This window comes from Streptomyces sp. 1114.5 (genome assembly GCF_003635085.1).
Taxonomy (GTDB): domain Bacteria; phylum Actinomycetota; class Actinomycetes; order Streptomycetales; family Streptomycetaceae; genus Kitasatospora.
Genome location: NZ_RBXE01000001.1, coordinates 4037882 through 4055734, shown reverse-complemented (window position 1 = coordinate 4055734; position 17853 = coordinate 4037882). Strand labels below are relative to the sequence as shown.

At 72.9% G+C, this 17853-nt stretch carries 14 protein-coding genes and 1 riboswitch; of the genes, 7 read left to right on the top strand and 7 right to left on the bottom strand.

The window, feature by feature from the left end:
• Window positions 1-13: 13 nt before the first annotated feature.
• The 3 genes from BX285_RS18165 to BX285_RS18155 form a co-directional block, all read right to left on the bottom strand.
• Window positions 14-697 (bottom strand): YoaK family protein, encoded by a 684-nt coding sequence (locus BX285_RS18165; protein ID WP_097238937.1) that lies wholly within the window; start codon window positions 695-697, stop codon window positions 14-16.
• A 105-nt stretch (window positions 698-802) separates the two neighbouring features.
• Window positions 803-1537, bottom strand: a complete 735-nt coding sequence (locus BX285_RS18160) for an MgtC/SapB family protein (protein ID WP_121175702.1) — start codon at window positions 1535-1537, stop codon at window positions 803-805.
• 54 nt (window positions 1538-1591) lie between these two features.
• Window positions 1592-3238 carry an NRAMP family divalent metal transporter gene (locus BX285_RS18155; protein ID WP_121175701.1) on the bottom strand — a complete coding sequence of 549 codons (1647 nt, stop codon included), beginning with the start codon at window positions 3236-3238 and terminating at the stop codon, window positions 1592-1594.
• 440 nt (window positions 3239-3678) lie between these two features.
• A riboswitch (M-box (ykoK) riboswitch) is annotated at window positions 3679-3854 on the bottom strand.
• A gap of 182 nt (window positions 3855-4036) precedes the next feature.
• On the opposite strand from BX285_RS18155, the gene BX285_RS18150 reads away from it, so the two are divergent.
• The 4 genes from BX285_RS18150 to BX285_RS18135 all read left to right on the top strand — a co-directional run bounded on the left by BX285_RS18150 (window position 4037) and on the right by BX285_RS18135 (window position 9054).
• Window positions 4037-4807, top strand: a complete 771-nt coding sequence (locus BX285_RS18150) for an ABC transporter ATP-binding protein (RefSeq protein ID WP_257032889.1) — start codon at window positions 4037-4039, stop codon at window positions 4805-4807.
• Window positions 4804-7545, top strand: coding sequence for an FtsX-like permease family protein (locus BX285_RS18145; RefSeq protein ID WP_121175700.1), 2742 nt, complete (start codon window positions 4804-4806; stop codon window positions 7543-7545). The genes BX285_RS18150 and BX285_RS18145 overlap by 4 nt, the downstream gene beginning before the upstream one ends.
• Window positions 7546-7816: 271 nt before the next feature.
• Window positions 7817-8152, top strand: a complete 336-nt coding sequence (locus BX285_RS18140) for a BlaI/MecI/CopY family transcriptional regulator (protein WP_259470728.1) — start codon at window positions 7817-7819, stop codon at window positions 8150-8152.
• Window positions 8149-9054 (top strand): M56 family metallopeptidase, encoded by a 906-nt coding sequence (locus BX285_RS18135; protein WP_121175698.1) that lies wholly within the window; start codon window positions 8149-8151, stop codon window positions 9052-9054. The genes BX285_RS18140 and BX285_RS18135 overlap by 4 nt, the downstream gene beginning before the upstream one ends.
• A gap of 95 nt (window positions 9055-9149) precedes the next feature.
• On the opposite strand, the gene BX285_RS18130 is transcribed toward BX285_RS18135, so the two are convergent.
• Window positions 9150-10235 (bottom strand): NlpC/P60 family protein, encoded by a 1086-nt coding sequence (locus tag BX285_RS18130; protein ID WP_097238930.1) that lies wholly within the window; start codon window positions 10233-10235, stop codon window positions 9150-9152.
• A 406-nt stretch (window positions 10236-10641) separates the two neighbouring features.
• On the opposite strand from BX285_RS18130, the gene BX285_RS18125 reads away from it, so the two are divergent.
• Genes BX285_RS18125 through meaB form a run of 3 tightly spaced genes read left to right on the top strand, consistent with a single transcriptional unit; the run spans window position 10642 to window position 15722 of the window.
• Window positions 10642-12522 (top strand): methylmalonyl-CoA mutase subunit beta, encoded by a 1881-nt coding sequence (locus tag BX285_RS18125; protein WP_121175697.1) that lies wholly within the window; start codon window positions 10642-10644, stop codon window positions 12520-12522.
• A complete protein-coding gene (scpA, locus tag BX285_RS18120) occupies window positions 12519-14723 on the top strand; it encodes a methylmalonyl-CoA mutase (RefSeq protein WP_121175696.1) in 2205 nt (734 codons plus the stop codon). Before BX285_RS18125 ends, scpA begins: the two co-directional genes overlap by 4 nt.
• Before the next feature lie 12 nt (window positions 14724-14735).
• Complete coding sequence (gene meaB / locus BX285_RS18115; protein ID WP_121175695.1) at window positions 14736-15722, top strand: methylmalonyl Co-A mutase-associated GTPase MeaB; 987 nt, start codon at window positions 14736-14738, stop codon at window positions 15720-15722.
• 204 nt (window positions 15723-15926) lie between these two features.
• On the opposite strand, the gene BX285_RS18110 is transcribed toward meaB, so the two are convergent.
• The 3 genes from BX285_RS18110 to BX285_RS18100 all read right to left on the bottom strand — a co-directional run bounded on the left by BX285_RS18110 (window position 15927) and on the right by BX285_RS18100 (window position 17828).
• Entirely contained in the window at window positions 15927-16457 is a 531-nt protein-coding gene (locus BX285_RS18110) for a GNAT family N-acetyltransferase (RefSeq protein ID WP_183107095.1), read from the bottom strand.
• Window positions 16454-16933, bottom strand: coding sequence for a hypothetical protein (locus tag BX285_RS38465; protein WP_259470569.1), 480 nt, complete (start codon window positions 16931-16933; stop codon window positions 16454-16456). The genes BX285_RS18110 and BX285_RS38465 overlap by 4 nt, the downstream gene beginning before the upstream one ends.
• Before the next feature lie 325 nt (window positions 16934-17258).
• Window positions 17259-17828 carry a hypothetical protein gene (locus tag BX285_RS18100; RefSeq protein ID WP_310794219.1) on the bottom strand — a complete coding sequence of 190 codons (570 nt, stop codon included), beginning with the start codon at window positions 17826-17828 and terminating at the stop codon, window positions 17259-17261.
• Window positions 17829-17853 lie beyond the last annotated feature (25 nt).

The following is a 17853-nucleotide window of genomic DNA, read 5'->3' as shown; positions in this document are numbered from 1 at the left end:
GCGGCCGGCGGGCTCAGCGCGGTCGGGTCCAGGCGGGCGCTGGGGTGGGCTTGGCGGCGTGGTGGGTGAGGGCGACGACGGTGAGGAGGAGGGCGAGGGCCAGGGCGAGGGCGGCGGGGACGGTGGTGTGGAGGACCAGGAGGGCGCCGAGGAGGGCGCCGGCGAACATCCAGACGGCGGAGGCGAGGCGGCGGGGGCCGGCGCGGTCGGCGGCAAGGGCGGTGATGGTCATGGTGAGCACGGTGGTGGTGAGGTCGGGGACCTTCAGGGCGCGGACCACCGCGTTCTGCCCGCCCATGGCGAAGCCGAGCAGCCCGATCAGGCTGTAGCGGGCCGGGTCGGAGCTGTGTCCGACGGCCGCCGCCAGGACGGTGGCCCCGGCGAGGAGCACCGCCTGGACGGCGACGGCGGCGGTCAGCAGGTGCCCGCGGTGGCCGGGCAGCCGGCGGGTGAGGTGGCCGCCGGCCATGGCGCCTAGCAGGAAGGCGACGAGGGCGGCCAGCGAGGCGGTGGCGGAGAAATTGGCGGCGCCGGCCAGGGCGAAGCCGAGGAACACCACGTTGCCGGTCATGTTGGCGACGAAGACGTGGCCGAGTTCGAGGTAGCTGACCGCGTCCACCACCCCGGTGACCACGGTCAGCACCAGCAGCATCGGCACCAGTGGCCCGTGCTCGGGGTCGGGTCGGCGGATCGGCATCGGGCCTCCCAGGCGGTTCGCGCGTTGGTCCTGACGTCGGTGTGACGGACTTTCCGTTCTACTCCCCCGGCCTCCCCGGGTCTCCCCGGGTCTCCTCAGGCCTCCTCAGGCGAGCGCCGGGTTGCCCGGGTCCTCCGGTTCCTCGTCCAGGTGCCAGTGCAGGTCGCGGACCCCGGGTTCCAGGGACAGCCGGGTGACGACCTGTTCGAGGGCGGGGGCGACCTGCCCGGTGGTCGCGACGGTGGCCCGCAGGTTGGTGGCGTCGCCCTGTTCGGTGCGGCGGGCGCGCAGGCCGGTCGGGGCGAGGCCGGAGGCGGCGAGGGCCTGGAGCAGCAGGGCCCGGATGTGGGTCTCGGACTTGCGGTCGCACTCCAGGTGGACGGTGGCGCGGATGGTGGAGTCCGGGTCGCTGCCGGACTGCGGGGCCCGGTCGAGCAGCCGGCCGGCCGGGCGCAGGACGAGGTGGACGGCGAGCACGGCGAGCGTGCCGAGGACGGCCAGCTCCAGTTTCCCGGCCGCGGCCAGCACCCCGACGGCGGCCGAACACCACAGTGTGGCGGCGGTGTTGAGGCCGCGGATGCCGGCGCCGTCGCGCAGGATGACGCCACCGCCGAGGAAGCCGATGCCGGAGACGACGTAGGAGGCGACCCGGGTGGGGCTGCCGGTGTCGGCGACGGCCTCGCTGTACAGGACGAACAGGGTGGCGCCGGCGGCGACCAGGGCGTTGGTGCGCAGGCCGGCCATCCGGGCCCGCCACTGGCGTTCGACGCCGATCAGGGCGCCGCAGGCGACGCCGGTGGCGAGCCGGACCAGGAACTCGACGGTGGTCAGGGTGTGCACGACGGCACCTCCTTCACGAGGGGGCCTTCACGGGGAGGGGCGGAGGGACGGGGCTCAGTGACTCAGCGCGGTCTGGACGACCTTGATGATGACCATGATCATTGCGATCAGCAGGTAGGCGCGCAGGGCGCCCATGCCGGCCTTGCGGGCGGTGGACATGACGGGCTTGGCGAGGGTTTCCAGCGGGGGCATCCGCCAGTTCTCCCGGTCGGTGCGGTCGACGGGGTCCTCCTTGGTGGCCGTACGGCCGGAGGTGAAGAAGTACCCGGCGACCAGGACGCCCGCCACGCCGCAGCCCGTCATGATCCACAGAATGGCCTGGGAGCTGATGTCGGGCCAGACCACGGCGGCGGTCAGGATCATCGAGAGCGTGACCAGCACGCCGACCACGGCCGAGGTGAAGGCGTTGGTCCGCGGTCCGTTGACCCAGGGGCCGAGGACGGCCTTGTCGTTGCAGAGCAGGAGCAGGAAGACGGTGGCGGAGGGCAGCAGCACCCCGGCGAGGACCTGGACGAACTGGGTCATCAGGCCCTGGGTGTACCCGGTGGACAGCAGGGTGATCGCGGCGGCCACGGTCACCAGGCCGGCGTAGATCCCGTAGAAGCCCTTGGCGCCCTTGACGCCCCGGTGCAGCGAGTGCCTGATGCCGAAGACGTCGCCGATGGCGTAGGCGGTGGACAGCGACACGGCGAAGGCGCCGATGATGGAGGCGTCGAGCAGGGCGATGGCGAAGAGCACGCCCGCCAGGTGACCGGCCTTGGCCTCGATGCCCCGGGCGACGGCGGCCGCGTCGGAGAACTGGCCGAAGCCGTCGGTGCCCGAGAAGGCCGCGGCGGTCAGGCCCGTCATCGCGGCCGCGCCGACGATCACGACCACGATGCCGATCCACAGGTCGATCTTCTCGTAGCGCATGAAACGCGGGGTGATCCGCTTGTCGATGACGTACGACTGCTGGAAGAACAGCTGCCAGGGAGCGACGGTGGTGCCGACGATGGAGATGATCACCAGCATCACGGCCGCGAGCTGACCGGAGCCGCCCGGCATGGCGGGCACCACGAAGTCGTGGGCCATCTGCGAGGTGCCGGGGTGGACCAGGAAGTACACCGGCACCAGCAGCAGCGAGCCGACGCAGAGCGTGATGGCGACGCGTTCGAAGCGCTGGAAGGAGCCGGTGAACGCCGAGGCGATGATGATCGCGGCGGCCAGGACGACCGCGGCGGCCTTGGGCAGGCCGAGGTAGCCGGCGGCGAGGGTGACGCCGATGAACTCGGTGACCAGGGTGAGGGCGTTGAGCAGGAACAGGTCGATCACGCTGAACGCGCCCCAGAACCGGCCGAAGCGCTCCAGGATCAGGCGGGCGTGGCCGACGCCGGTGACGGCGCCCAGGCGCAGCACCATCTCCTGGTTGACGTACAGCACCGGGACCAGCATCAGCAGCGTCCACAGCAGCTGGGTGCCGTAGTTCTGTCCGGCCTGGCCGTAGGTGGAGAAGGCGCCGGCATCGTTGTCGCCGACCATGACGATCAGGCCGGGGCCGATGATCGCGAGGAGTGTCTTGAGCCGGGCGGAGAGCCCGTGGCGCGGGGTGGTGTCGTCGAGCCGGATGGTGCCGAGGGCACCCTTGATGTCGCCGACGTGGGCGTCGTCCAGCACCGCGGTGCGCGGCGTCGGGACCTTCGGGTCCAGCATCACATTGGTCATGACAGGGCCTCCCTGAACCCTCTTGTGCGAGGGGGAAGTTGGGGGCACGCAGCAGCAACCCCCCTGCGGGCGCGCGACAGGAACGCATGGCACCGGACCGCATCGACACCGGACCTCATGGGCGCCGGAACGCACGGCACCGGACCGCACGGCGGCGCTGAGCGGCGGCGGCCGTACGGGCGAACGGATGGTGCGCGGCTGTGGTGACGATGCGTCAGGCCGCTTGAATCAGCGCATGGTTGGGCGCAGGAGCGAGCAACTGGTGTACGCGCAGGGGTGGTTGTTACCGCGTGCCGGAGGTGTGCGAGGGCATGCGGGGGCAGGGGCAACTGTGGCCCGGACTACTGCAGTCCATGTCTCTCGCCTCCTCCCGGCCGGGGGCGCACCGTCTGTGCGCCGCATCACGACACGGCAAGGAGCACACCGGCCCGTACGGGACCGGCACACCCCAACTCGTCAGAGCTTTGGCACTCCACGGCGTGTCCGGCCGACCGGCCGGAAGCCACTTGGGGTCAACCCTTAACTCGGGAAGACCTGTCCTGAACCTGGGCGTCTCTCGACGTCGTCGGGTCAGTGGCCTGTGTCCGTGAAGACGCCTCACCGAACGAGGTGCCTCTTCAAACCTCGAAGAGCATAGCCCCGCCGCGGGCGCCGTGGGACCGCTTTCCGGCCGATCTTCGACAGCTTTGTAGAACTTTGACCAATCCAGCCCGACTTGATCGCCAGCCTCCGGCATATATAGTTCACCGACATATAGTTCATCGACATATGCAGCTGAACAGCCCACAAGGGGGAAGTGTGTCCCACACCGATCCGAGCCGATCCGCGCCCGTCCTGCGCCTGGCCGACGTCACCCGGGTGCACGGGCGCGGCGCCGCCGAGGTGCACGCCCTGCGCGGGATCGACCTGGCCGTCCACCCCGGCGAGTTCGTCGCCGTCATGGGGCCGTCCGGCTCCGGGAAGTCCACCCTGCTGACCCTCGCCGGCGGGCTCGACCAGCCCAGCGACGGCGAGGTGCTCGTGGAGGGCGTCGCGCTCGGCGGCCTCGGCCGCGGCAAACTCGCCGACCTGCGGCGGCGCTCCATCGGCTACGTCTTCCAGGACTACAACCTGATCCCGGCGCTCACCGCCGCCGAGAACATCGCCCTGCCGCGCGAACTCGACGGCGTCTCCGGGCGCCGCGCCCGCCGGGAGGCGCTGGCCGCGCTGGAGGAGCTGGGCATCGGCGAGCTCGCCGACCGCTTCCCCGACGACATGTCCGGCGGCCAGCAGCAGCGCGTCGCCATCGCCCGGGCCCTGATCGGCGAGCGCCGGCTGGTGCTCGCCGACGAGCCGACCGGGGCGCTGGACTCCGCCACCGGTGAGGCCGTCCTCGCCGTCCTGCGCGCCCGCTGCGACGCCGGAGCGGCCGCCATGATGGTCACCCACGAGGCCGCGCACGCCGGTTGGGCGGACCGGGTGGTCCACCTGAAGGACGGCACGATCGCCTCCGAGAGCCGCGGCTACCGCTCCGCGACCTGCCCGGCGAGCGTCCACCGTCCCGCCGAGACGGGCGGGGTGACGCAGTGAGGCTGGGAGCCTGGCGGGTCGCCCTGCGCATCGCCCGCCGCGACGCCCTGCGGGCCAAGGGCCGCAGCGCCCTGATCGTCGCCATGGTCGCGCTGCCCGTGCTCGGCGTCACCGGCGCCGACGTCGTCCACCGCAGCGGTCAACTCACCCCTGCCGAGCGGGTCGAGCGGGTGGTGGGCCAGGCGGACGCCCTGGTCACCGCGCTCTCCCCGGGCCGCGCCGTCGAGCAGGCGCCGGTCGCCGAGGACGGCGCCTTCAGCGTCGACACTCGCGCCGGGCAGCAGCCGACGGCCGAGCAGGTGAAGGGCGCGAGCACCGACCCGGTGACCCTGGTCACCGCCCTGTTGCCGCCCGGCAGCGCACTCACCCCGGCCCGGCCCGGGTCGGAGACCGGCGCGAACACGCCGGAAGGCCTGGTCCGCACCCTCACCACCGAGGCCGACCTCGGCGACCCGATCTGGCACGGCCGGATCGACCTGGTCGAGGGCCGCGCCCCGAAGGCACCGCACGAACTCGCCGCCACCCGGGCCTTCCTGGACCACTCCGGGCTCAAGGTCGGCGCCACCACCACCGTTCTCGGCCTGGAGAGCACCCCCTTCACGGTGACCGGCATCGTGGAACACCCCGATGACCTCGGACGGGTCGAACTCGTCGCCAGGCCGGGCGAGTTGCTCGACCCGATGGCCGCCGCGGCCGCGCCCGGCCAGTCCGCCGCCGAACGCACCTCGGGCGAGCGCACCCGCTGGCTGGTCCGGCTCCCGGCGGGGGCCGCGCTCGACTGGGCCAAGGTTCAGGAGTTCAACGCCTACGGCTACACGCTCACCGCGCGCTCCGTCGCGCTCGCCCCGCCGCCGAACGCGGCCGTCCCGTACTTCCGGGACGGCTACCGCTACCGCGACCCGGCGGCCGACAACAGCACCAAGGTGGTCGTCGGCACCGTCACGGGCATGGCGCTGCTGGAGGTCGCCCTGCTCGCCGGGCCCGCCTTCGCCGTCGGCGCCCGCCGCTCCCGCCGCCAGCTCGCCCTGCTCGGCGCGGCCGGCGGCCGGCGCACCCACGTCGGCGCGGTGGTGCTCGGCGGCGGCCTGGTCCTCGGCGCGGCCGGGGCGCTGGCGGGCGTGGTGCTCGGCACCGGACTGGTCGCCGTCCTGCGGTCGCGGATCGAACAGGTCGGCGGCGCCCGCTTCGGGCACTTCGCCCTGCCCCCGCTGGACCTGCTCGCGATCGCCGGGATCGGCCTGGTCACCGCCCTGCTCGCGGCCGCGCTGCCGGCCCTGCAGGCCGCCCGCCGAAGCGTCACCGCCGGGCTCACCGGCCGGGACACCATCCGCAGGCCCAACCGCCTGATCACCGTGACCGGCCTGCTGCTGGTCCTCCTCGGCGCCGGCGTCGCGATGTACGGCGCGGGCGCGGTGCAGCGCGGACTGCCGGTGGTCAGTACCTTCGACACCCGCACCCTCACCGTGCTCGGCGGCTCGATGACCGCCGAACTCGGGCTGCTGCTCTGCACCCCGATGCTCGTCGCGGCGATCGGCCGGGCCGCCGGGAAGCTGCCGCTCGGGCCCCGGCTCGCCCTGCGCGACTCCGCCCGGCACCGCTCGCGCACCGCCCCGGCCGTCGCCGCGGTGATGGCCGCGGTGGCCGGTGCCGTGGCCATCGGGGTGTACAGCACCAGCACCGACGCCGAGAACCGGCGCGACTACCGGCCGCAGGCCCCGTACGGCGCCGTCCGGCTCACCAGCTTCACCGAGGGCGCCGGGACCGACCAGGTGCGCACCGAGGTGGAGAAGCAGCTCACCGGGCTCGGCCCGCGCGGCGACCTCGCCCAGGCGGTCTACCGGTTCTGCCCCAACTGCTCCAGCACCGTCCAGCTCAAGGGCACGGCGAACTGGCGCACCCTCACCGAGCAGCCGCACCTGGCTGTCGGGGACGCCACCGTGCTGCACAACCTGTTCGGCATCCACGACCCGGCCGCCGAGCAGGCGCTGGCCGCCGGGAGGCTCCTGGTCTTCGACCGCACCCTGGTCGGTGCCGACGGCAAGGCCGTCATGGTGCTGCGCGGCGGCGGCGGTGAACCGCTGCAGCCGGGCGAGGTCCCCAAGCCCGACCTCCAGGAGGTCCCGGTCGAGGCGGTCCTGGTCGACAACCCGAACGCCGCCCGCTTCGCCCAGGGCATGGTCCTGCCCTCCGCGCTCCCGGCCCTCGGGCTCTCCGCGCAGCCCACCGGCTCCGTCTGGCTGCCCGCCACCCCGCCCGACCGCAAGCAGCAGCAGCGCGCCGAGGCGGCCACGATCCGGGTCGACCGCTTCTCCACCCTGGACATCGAACGCGGCTACCAGCCGAAGAGCGACGCCCTCACCCTGGCGCTCACCGGCTTCGCCGGGCTGGTCGTGCTCGGCGCGGCCGGGATCGCCACCGGCCTCGCCGCCGCCGACTCCCGGCAGGACCAGGCCACCCTGGCCGCCGTCGGCGCACCGCCGCGGATCCGGCGGACCATGGCGGGCCTGCAGTGCGCACTGATCGCCCTGCTCGGGGCGCTGCTCGGGGCGGCCAACGGGTTCGTGCCGGCGGTGGGGCTGCTCAAGTCCCGGGCCAGCGGGTTCGGCGCCCGGCCGGCGATGATCACCGCGCCGTGGGGCGAGCTGCTGCTGGTCGTGCTGGTGCTGCCGGTGGTGGCGGGGCTGCTGGCGGCGCTGTTCACCAAGTCCCGGATCCCGCTGGGGCGGCGGCTGTCCTGAGCGCTGGTCGGACACTGTTCGATCACTCCCTGACATCACCGGACACCACGTGGACACCGAACGGAACACGCCGGGCGTCCGCCTCCGCAGGCCGGAGGCGGGCGCCCGGCGCTCGCCGTACCATGGGCGGCGCTCCGGCGGGCAGAGGACGCGCCGGTTCGTAGGCTCAGTAGGTTCAGCGGTCCGTAGGGTCAGCGGTTCGTAGGGTCAGCGGTTCGGCAAGGGAGACAAGGCGGTGCTACGGGGGTTCGGCGACCTGGAGGCCGAGATCATGGACCGGCTCTGGTCCTGGGGCCGGCCGGCCACGGTGCGCGAGGTGGTGGACGACCTGCAGCAGCAGCGGGCGGTCGCGTACACCACCGTCACCACGGTCGCCGACATCCTGCACACCAAGGGCTGGCTGCGCCGCGACAAGGTCGGCCGCGCCTGGGTGTACGAACCGACCTGCACCCGCGAGGAGTACACCGCCCGGCTGATGCACCAGGCCCTGGACACCACCTCCGACCGGGCCGGAGCACTGCTCCGGTTCATCGACCGGATCAGCGAGGACGAGGCCACCGCCCTGCTCGCCGCCCTCGAACAGGTGAAGGCCCGGGACGCGCAGTGACCCTCGCGCTGCTCCTGCTCTACCTGGTGGCGGCCGGCGTCCTGCTGCCCCGCCGGCTGGCCGGCTCCGCGCGGTTGCAGGCCCGCCCGGCGGCGGGCGCGGCGCTCTGGCTCGCGCTGATGGCCTCGTTCACCGTGGCTGCGGCGCTCACGGCGCACCACGCGCTGGAGCCCTTCGCCCACGAGCCGGCCGGGCTGCTCGGTCTGCTCCCGCACGCCGAGCCGGCCGGGCCCGTCCTCCCGCACACCCACGACTGGTGGCTCCTGACCGCCGCCGGCGCCGCGGTCGCCGTCCTGGTGGCCGCCGTCGGCCTGCGCACCGGGCGGGCCCGGCGGCGGCACCGGGCGATGCTCGACCTGGTCGCCGTACGGGACGGGCGCTGGGGCGCGCTGGTGCTGGAGCACGCGCACCCGACCGTCTACTGCCTGCCCGGGCGGCGCGCCCGGGTCGTCCTGTCGAGCGGGGCACTGCGGCTGCTGGACGAACGGCAGCTCGCCGCAGCCGTCGCCCACGAACACGGGCACATCCGGGGACGCCACCACCTGTTCCGGCTGCCGGCGGACACCTTCGCGCTGCTCCTCGGGCCGCTGCCGCTGGCCCGCACGGGGCGCTCGGAGGTGGCGCTGCTGCTGGAGATGGCCGCCGACGACGCGGCGCTGGCCCGGGTGTCGCGGGGCGAACTCGCCTCGGCGCTCTGCAGCTTGGCGACCTTCGGGGCCTCGCCCGCTCCGGCCGGCGAGGCACCCGGGGAGGCGCTCGCCGCGGCCTCCACCGGAACGCTGGCCCGGGTGCGTCGGCTGGCCCGCCCGGGCGGCGGCCGTCGGCGGCAACGCGCCTGGCAGTTCGGCCTGTTGGCGCTGCCGGTGCTGCCGTACCTGCTGGCCTGCGCACCACACCCGTAATGCACCACACCCGTAACGCACCACACCCGTAACGCACCGCAGCCGTAGCGGGGCCGGACCGGACCGCCATGGATGCGGGCGCGGACGGGCGCCGGTCAGGCCGGGCGGACGGCGCCCTTGTACGGCATCACCGAGATCGGCAGCACCTCGATGTTCTTGCCGGTGCGCGGCGCGTGGATCATCTTGCCGTCGCCGATGTACAGCCCGACGTGGTGGATGTCGTCGTAGAAGAAGACGAGGTCGCCGGGCTGGAGGTTGGCGCGGTCGACGTGCGGGCCGTCGTTCCACTGGTCCTGGGACATCCGGGAGATCCTGACGCCCGCCGCCTTGTACGCCATGCTGGTGAGGCCGGAGCAGTCGAAGCTGTCGGGGCCGGTCCTGCTCCAGCCGTACGGCTTGCCGAGCTGGGCCTGGGCGAAGGCGATGATGGTCGCGGCCCGGCCGCTCGCGGCCGGCACCGGGGCGCCCGGGTCGGGGCGGTCGGCGGAGCGGGAGGCCCGGTCGGCCGCGGCGGCTGCGGCGGCCTGCTTGGCCTCGGCCTTGGCCTTCTCCGCGGACTGCTGGGCGTTGATCTTGGCGCGGTCCTCGGCGCTGAGCTTGTTGAGCATCTCCTGCGACTTGGCCAGCTTGGTCTGGATGTCGTTCTTCTGCTCCGCCAGCTGCTTGCCGACCGAGTCGAGCGCGGCCAGGGTCGCGGTGGCCTCGGCGCGGTCCTGGTCGAGCCTGCGCTGCTCGTCCTGGGCCTGCTTGAGCAGGCCCGCCTGGGTCTCGGAGACCTGGTTCTGCACCGCGGCGCGCTCCAGGTAGCCGGCCGGGTCGGAGTCGAGCATCAGCTGGACGGACGGGTCGATGCCGTTGTTGCGGTACTGGTCGGCGGCGACCGAACCGAGCCGGGTGCGCAGCTCGTTCATCGCCTCCTGTCCGCGGACGACCTTCTCCTGGATCCGGTTGGCCTCGCCCTGGAGGTTCTGCTGCTTGGCCTGGAAGCCGTTGAAGCGCTCGATCGCCTGCTCGGCCTCCTCGTTGAGCTGGTCCACCTGCTCTTTGACGGAGGCGAGGGTCGGCGTGGGCTCGGCGTGGGCGGTGCCGGAGGCGAGGACCGCGCCACCGGCCGCCATGGCCGTGGTGAGGACCGCCATGCGGGCCCGGCTCGGGGGGCTGGGCTTGCGGCGCTTTCCCATGGGCGGTCGGCTCTCCTTCGGGGGAATTCCGCAGAGGCCGGGGACGGCTTCGCGGGGGGCCGGGGCAGGCGAAGGCAGGCAGGACCGACAACGGGGGGATGCCGCCCCGCCCACCTTCTTCGAAGTAACTTAATAGATGAGTGGCATGGTTCCGCAATCCCCCTGATCATGGCTTTACGGGCCATGACGGGGCGGATCGCCTTCCGCCTCAACGATGTTGACTACGGACACCGCCGGGGTTCCGGTTCAACCGCCGTCCGCACCCCGCCGGACCCGCCGACCGCCGCCCGGGGCACCGCCCGCGACACCGTCTGCCGCACGGAGTGCCAAGGCCCTGCCAAATCGAGGGAAACGTCACACGCGCCTCCCCTCCTGCGGCTCTGCGAACGGGCGCTAACCTGCGGACATGAAGGTCCCGCCCGAAGGGCTCCCCCTCGCCGCCGAGTTTCCGGCCGCGCACCGTGAGCAGTGGCAGCAGCTCGTGCAGGGCGTGCTGCGCAAGTCCGGTGCCCAGCCCGAGGACGGCGCCGCCGCCGAGCAGGTACTCGCCACGACCCTCCAGGACGGGCTCGCCGCCCGGCCGCTGTACACCGCCGAGGACACCGCGGTCGACCCCGGGTACCCGGGCTTCCCGCCCTTCGTCCGCGGCGGCCGCCCCCAGGGCTCGGCCGTCGCCGGCTGGGACGTACGCCAGCGGCACACCGACCCGGACCGGCAGCGCACCAACGAGGCCGTCCTGGCCGACCTGGAGAACGGCGTCGGCTCGCTCTGGCTGGAACTCGGCGGCGAGGGCCTGCCGGTGGACGCCCTGCCCGAGGCGCTGACCGGGGTGTACCTGGACCTGGCCGCCGTGGCGCTCGACGCCGGACCCGAATTCACCGACGCCGCCGAGCAGTTGTTCAAGCTCTACGAGCAGCGCGAGGTCTCCCCCGGCGCGGCCGCCGGCAACCTCGGCGCCGACCCGCTGGGCCTGCAGGCGCGCACCGGCGACACCGCCCGCACCGACGCCCTGCTCGCCGAGGCCACTGCCCTGGCCGCCCGCTGCGCCGCCGGCTACCCCGGCGTCCGGGCGCTGACCGTCGACGCCCTGCCGTACCACGAGGCCGGCGCCTCCCCCGCCCAGGAACTCGGCTGCTCGCTCGCCACCGGCGTCGCCTACCTGCGCGCGCTCACCGCGGCCGGACTCTCCGTGGACGCCGCACTCGGCCAGCTGGAGTTCCGCTACGCGGCCGACGCCGACCAGTTCCTGACGATCGCCAAGTTCCGTGCCGCGCGCCGCCTCTGGGCCCGCGTCGCCGAGGTGTCCGGCGCCTCCGGCAAGGCCTCGGCGCAGCGTCAGCACGCCGTCACCTCCCGGGTGATGATGACCGCCCGCGACCCGTGGGTGAACATGCTGCGCACCACCATCGCCTGCCTGGCCGCCGGGGTCGGCGGCGCCGACGCCGTCACCGTGCTGCCCTTCGACAGCGCGCTCGGCCTGCCCGACGCCTTCGCCCGCCGGATCGCCCGCAACACCCAGTCGATCCTGCTGGAGGAGTCCCACCTGGCCCGGGTGGTCGACCCGGCCGGCGGCTCCTGGTACGTCGAGCAGCTGGGCGAGGAGCTGGCGCAGGCCGCCTGGGCCTGGTTCCAGGAGATCGAGCGGGCCGGCGGACAGCAGGCCGCCCTCGGGTCCGGACTGGTCGGCGAGCGGATCGCCGCCACCTGGGCCGAGCGCTCCGTCAAGCTCGCCAAGCGGCGCGAACCCGTCACCGGTGTCAGCGAGTTCCCGCACCTCGACGAGCAGCCGCTGGTCCGCGAGGCCGCGCCGGCCGGGCGCACGGGCGGCCTGCCGCAGGTGCGCCGCGCCGAGGCCTACGAGGCGTTGCGGGACCGCTCCGACGCCCTCCTCGCCGCCACCGGGCAGCGGCCGAAGCTGTTCCTGGCCTCGATCGGCACCGCCGCCGCGCACACCGCGCGCACCACCTTCGCGGCCAACCTGTTCCAGGCGGGCGGCATCGCGACGGCCTCGACCGAGTCCGTCGATCCGGCCGCGTTCGCCGAGGCGTTCCGCGCCTCCGGCGCCACCGTCGCCTGTCTCTGCTCCAGCGACGCCCTGTACGGCGAGCACGCCCCGGCCGTCGCCGCGGCCCTGCGGGCGGCCGGCGCCCGGCGGGTGCTGCTGGCCGGTCGGCTCGGCGAACTGCCGGACGGCGTCGACCAGTTCATCCACGCGGGCGGGGACGCGGTCGCGACCCTGACCGGTCTGCTCAACCTGATCACCGACGAGAGCGAGGCGGCCCGATGATCCCCGACTTCACCGGAATCGGGCTGGACGGCGGCACCCGCGGACCGGTCACCGACGCCCAGTGGCAGGCCGCCTGGCGGGAGTCCACCGGCAAGGACGTCGACGAGCAGGTCTGGGACACCCCCGAGGGCATCGGCGTCAAGCCGCTGTACACCGCGGCCGACCTCGCCGGGCTGGACTTCCTGGAGACCTACCCCGGGATCGCCCCGTACCTGCGCGGGCCGTACCCGACCATGTACGTCAACCAGCCGTGGACCGTCCGCCAGTACGCGGGCTTCTCCACCGCCGAGGAGTCCAACGCCTTCTACCGCCGCAACCTCGCGGCCGGCCAGAAGGGCCTCTCCGTCGCCTTCGACCTGCCGACCCACCGCGGCTACGACAGCGACCACCCGCGCGTCACCGGGGACGTCGGCATGGCGGGCGTCGCCATCGACTCGATCTACGACATGCGCCAGCTCTTCGACGGCATCCCGCTCGACCGGATGTCGGTGTCGATGACCATGAACGGCGCCGTGCTGCCCGTCCTGGCGCTGTACATCGTCGCCGCCGAGGAACAGGGCGTGCCCGCCGAGAAGCTGGCCGGGACCATCCAGAACGACATCCTCAAGGAGTTCATGGTCCGCAACACCTACATCTACCCGCCGCAGCCGTCGATGCGGATCATCTCGGACATCTTCGCGTACACCTCGCAGAAGATGCCCCGGTACAACTCGATCTCCATCTCCGGCTACCACATCCAGGAGGCCGGTGCCACGGCCGACCTGGAGCTGGCCTACACCCTCGCCGACGGGGTCGAGTACCTGCGCGCGGGCCTGGACGTGGGCCTGGACGTGGACGCCTTCGCGCCGCGGCTGTCGTTCTTCTGGGCGATCGGCATGAACTTCTTCATGGAGGTCGCCAAGCTGCGCGCCGCCCGGCTGCTCTGGGCCAAGCTGGTCAAGCAGTTCGACCCGAAGAACGCCAAGTCGCTGTCGCTGCGCACCCATTCGCAGACCTCCGGCTGGTCCCTCACCGCTCAGGACGTGTTCAACAACGTCACCCGCACCTGTGTGGAGGCGATGGCCGCCACCCAGGGCCACACCCAGTCGCTGCACACCAACGCCCTCGACGAGGCGCTCGCGCTGCCCACCGACTTCTCCGCGCGCATCGCCCGCAACACCCAGCTGCTGCTGCAGCAGGAGTCCGGCACCTGCCGGGTCATCGACCCGTGGGGCGGCTCTGCCTACGTCGAGAAGCTGACCAACGACCTGGCGGCCCGCGCCTGGCAGCACATCCAGGAGGTCGAGGCGGCCGGCGGCATGGCCAAGGCCATCGACGCCGGCATCCCCAAGATGCGCGTCGAGGAGGCCGCCGCCCGCACCCAGGCGCGCATCGACTCCGGCCGCCAGCCGGTCATCGGCGTCAACAAGTACCGGGTGGAGAGCGACGAGCAGATCGACGTGCTCAAGGTCGACAACTCCTCGGTGCGGGCCCGGCAGATCGAGAAGCTGCGCCGACTGCGCGAGGAGCGCGACGAGGCCGTCTGCCAGGACGCCCTGCGCGCCCTGACGGCCGCCGCCGAGGCCGGCCCGCAGCGCGACGGCTCCCTCGACGGCAACCTGCTGCACCTAGCCGTCAACGCGGCCCGGGCCATGGCCACCGTCGGCGAGATCTCCGACGCCCTGGAGAAGGTGTACGGCCGTCACTCCGGCCAGATCCGTACCATCTCCGGTGTGTACCGAGACGAAGCGGGCCCCTCGGCCTCCCTCCAGCGCACCCGCGACCTGGTCGAGCAGTTCGAGCAGGCCGAAGGCCGCCGACCGCGCATCCTCGTCGCCAAGATGGGCCAGGACGGCCACGACCGCGGCCAGAAGGTCATCGCCACCGCCTTCGCCGACCTCGGCTTCACCGTGGACGTCGGCCCGCTGTTCCAGACCCCGGCCGAGGTCGCCCGCCAGGCCGTCGAGGCCGACGTGCACATCGTCGGCGTCTCCTCGCTGGCCGCCGGACACCTCACCCTGGTGCCCGCGCTGCGCGCCGAACTCGCCGCGGCCGGGCGGGAGGACATCACCATCGTGGTCGGCGGAGTCATCCCCCCGCAGGACTTCGACGCCCTGTTCGAGGCGGGCGCGGCGGCGGTCTTCCCGCCCGGGACGGTCATCCCGGACGCGGCGTACGACCTGCTGAAGTCCCTGGCGGCCGACCTCGGCCACGAGCTGTAGGTCTTCGATCGCATGCCTCCTCGGACGATCGACCTCGACAGCTACGCGACGGGCGTGCTGGACGGCTCGCGCGCCTGGATCGCGCGCGCCGTCACCCTCGTCGAATCCACCCGGCCCGACCACCGCGCACTCGCGCAGCAACTGCTCCAGCGGCTGCTGCCGCACGCGGGCGGGGCGGTCCGGGTCGGCATCACCGGGGTGCCGGGTGTCGGCAAGTCGACCTTCATCGACTCCTTCGGCACCATGCTGACGGGGCTGGGGCATCGCGTCGCCGTCCTCGCCGTCGACCCGACGTCCAGCCGGACGGGCGGCTCCATCCTGGGCGACAAGACCCGGATGGAGCGCCTGGCCGTCGACCCTGCCGCTTTCGTCCGGCCGTCCCCGACCTCGGGGACGCTGGGCGGAGTCGCCAAGGCCACCCGGGAATCCATGGTGGTCATGGAAGCGGCCGGCTACGACGTCGTGCTGATCGAGACGGTGGGCGTCGGCCAGTCCGAGACCGCCGTCGCCGGAATGGTCGACACCTTCCTGCTGCTCAGCCTCGCCCGCACCGGCGACCAGTTGCAGGGCATCAAGAAGGGCGTCCTGGAACTGGCCGACGTCATCGCCGTCAACAAGGCCGACGGCCCGCACGAACGCGACGCCAAAGCCGCCGCCCGCGAACTCGCCGGCGCCCTAAGGCTGTTGCAGGCCCCGGACGCCGCCTGGACCCCGCCGGTGCTGACCTGCAGCGGCCGCGACGGCGCCGGGCTCGACGTGCTGTGGGAGCGGCTGCAGCAGCACCGCAAGGTCCTGGACGCCACCGGCGCCCTCGCCGCCAAGCGCCGCGACCAGCAGGTGGAGTGGACCTGGGCCATGGTCCACGACCAGCTGTACGCGCGGTTGCACGAGCACCCCGAAGTGCGGCGCCTCGCTCCCGAGTTGGAGGCCGGCGTACGATCCGGAACCCTGCCGGCCGGCCTCGCCGCCCAGCAGATCCTGGACAGCTTCTTCGGCTGACCGCCCGCCCGACAACGAAGCGCCGTGCCCCCACACCCTGCATGGGTCACGGCGCTTCGTCGGCTCCGGGGTACTCGAACCACACCACCTTCCCCGCCCCCGCCGGGCACCACCCCCACGCGTGCGCCAGCACGGCATCGTCCGCCAGCGGGACACCCCACTCCAGCGGGACCGGAAACCGGGCGTTCCTCCATGGACCGGCCATCAGAGTTGCCCGGTACCCCCCTCCTGGCCGACCGTCAGGCGACCTTCCCGGTTGTGCGGAACGAACAGACCAGACGCGGACTGGATGGCATAGGTGCGGAATCCTCCGGCCACGCCGGTGGGTGTGAACCCGGCCTTGAGGAGTACGCGGCCCGACGCTGGGTTTTCAGGGTGGTGTTTGGCGTGGACCTCTGGCAGTCCGAGGTGGCCGAAGGCGAGGACGAGGATCTTGCGGACCCCCTCGGTGGCGTGACCCATGCCCCAGGCGTTGGGTCGCAGGATGTAGCTGATCGCGGCGACGGGCCGGTCAAGGTGGAGCTTGACGACTCCGAGGAGGTCATCGCTTACGGTGAGTCCGAGCGTGTACAGGGCGCGTGGGGTCGATGCTGCGGAGGCTTCGGCGGTTCGGGCATAGGACCGGGCGGCGGCGGCGTCCATCGGGGCCCTTCCCAGGTATTTCGTCGCCTCAGCGCTGTAGATGCGAAGTAGGGCGTCAGCGTCGCCGGGAACCAGCTCCCGCAGTTCGATCACGCGTCCGCGGCTTTCACGAGTCTCGTCAACTCGGCGGCGGTCGGGCGGTCGTCGGGTGCGGCCAGGAGGACGTGCCGCAGGCGGGCTTGGAGGGACGGCCAGGGCAAGGTGGTGGACAGCGGGACGGCGCGGTGGGCGATGGCGTTGCGCAGGACGTCCAGTGGCGTCCCCTTGCCGAGTCCGGCGGTCTCGTAGTCCAGTGGCCAGGTGCCGGTGACGCAGGTCCACAGGGTTCCGGCAAGGGCGTAGACGTCGGCGGTCTGCGTGGTGTCGACGGGTTGGGGCCCGTTGATGATCCGGGCGGCCAGCTCCGGCGCAGTGAGGTGGATCATCGTGCCGTCGAACGTCGTCCACGGCGTGGTGCCGAGCGGCCGGGACCACGCGAAGTCGAGGAGACGGACGCCCTGCTCGGTGTGGATGCCGTGCTGGGGCTGGAGGTCCCCGTGCACCCAACCGGCTTCGTGCAGATCTGCCACGGCACGGCACAGACCGACCGCAGCGGCGAGGGCTTCGGCCTTCCCCCCGACGCCTTGCGCACGCTGCGGAAGACGTCCCAGGTGGACGGCCCGGCCTGCCACGGGGTGACGTACCAGACGCCGTCGGCAAAGCGGCCGACGGTCACGGTGTACTCGGGGAGCTGGTCCAGCACGGCAGCCTCGCGGGCGGTGACCTCGGCGGCGTCGCCGGTACCGAGCTTGATGCTCACCACGCCCTGGGGGCCGCTGGCCTTCCACACCGCCGAGCCGCGCCGGTTGCTGATTTCCTCCAGTTCGAACGGCCCGCAGACGGCCTCCGCTGCCGTCAGCGCCGCTGCGGCCTCGGAAGTGAACGTGCCCATTCTCGTACTGCCTTCCACTCGCAAGGGATGTGCTCGAAGACGTCCCGGCCGTCGTCGGCCGCTACGGGAAGCGCTGCGGCAAGGTCGGGTGTCGCCTCCAGGAACATCGGGTCCAGCGGCCGGACGCCCGCCCGTGCCGGAAGGAACGACAAGGGTGGCGGCGGGATGCTCTGCCCGCGCCGGCCAGTCTCGGCAGCACCCTGGGCGAACTTGCCGAACATGATCCCGACCGGGACGTAGAGGTGTTTGAGCGCCCAGTGCGGCCAGGCCATCAGCTCCCGATGGTCAGCGCCTTCGCAGTGCCCAAGCAACACCACGTTCTCGCACGCGAGAACACCGTAGGGCCGACCCATCAGCGGGCGGATCCATTCCGCGGCCTGGACCCCGGCGTAGAACAACTCGGCTTCCACGGCGTACTGGTGGCTACCCGGTGTGATCTCGTAGACGGTCCAGCCGGTCATGCCCCGGCGGATGGACGGCCGCAGGAACGGGCAGTGCTCGTACAGGTCGGCGAGGTAGCCGCTCACGTCCACGGTGACGGGGTTCTCCGTCCGGGCC